Source organism: Streptosporangium nanhuense (assembly GCF_059358815.1).
In genome coordinates this window covers 1-700 of the sequence record NZ_JCADBG010000125.1, presented here as the reverse complement: position 1 = coordinate 700, position 700 = coordinate 1, and the positions used below count along the sequence as shown (strand labels likewise).

Here is a 700-nt window from a genome sequence, read left to right as displayed (position 1 = left end):
TCCGGCGCGCTGGGCGACATCGGCGCGCACATCATCGACACCGCCCAGTTCATCACCGGCCAGCGCCTCACCCAGGTGTCCGGGCTGACTGAAACGTTCATCACCGAGCGGCCCGTCGCCGGTGCCTCGGCGGGTCTGTCGGCGGACACCGGAAACGGGAGCGGCACGGAGATGGGTGAGGTCGACGTCGACGACGCGGCCCTGTTCATCGGCCGTCTCAGTGGCGGCGCGCTGGCCTCGTTCGAGGCGACCCGGTTCGCCACCGGCCGCAAGAACGCGCTGCGGATCGAGGTCAACGGGTCGAAGGCGAGTTTGGCGTTCGACTTCGAGGCGATGAACGATTTGTGGTTCCACGACCACGCGTCGCCGGCCGAGGAGGCGGGCTTCCGCCGGGTGCTGGTCACCGAGGCCGGGCATCCGTACGCGGGGGCGTGGTGGCCGCCGGGCCACGGCCTGGGTTATGAGCACACCTTCACCCACGAGGTGAAGGACTTCGTCGAGGCGATCGCATCCGGCGTCGCCCCGAGCCCGTCGTTCGACGACGGACTGAACGTCCAGCGCGTGCTGGAAGCGGTCGAGCGCAGTTCCGCCGACCAGAGCCGCCTTACATCCGTGGAGGGGACATGAGCAGGCCGATCACCTTGTTCACCGGCCAGTGGGCCGACCTGCCGTTCGAGGAGGTCTGCCGCCTGGCCTCGGG

General features: G+C 69.4%; 1 protein-coding gene. It reads left to right on the top strand.

From position 1 onward, the window contains the following. Positions 1-627, top strand: a 627-nt coding sequence (locus AC5L38_RS44300; protein WP_495248838.1) for a Gfo/Idh/MocA family protein, incomplete at its 5' end; no start/stop codon positions are given. Positions 628-700 lie beyond the last annotated feature (73 nt).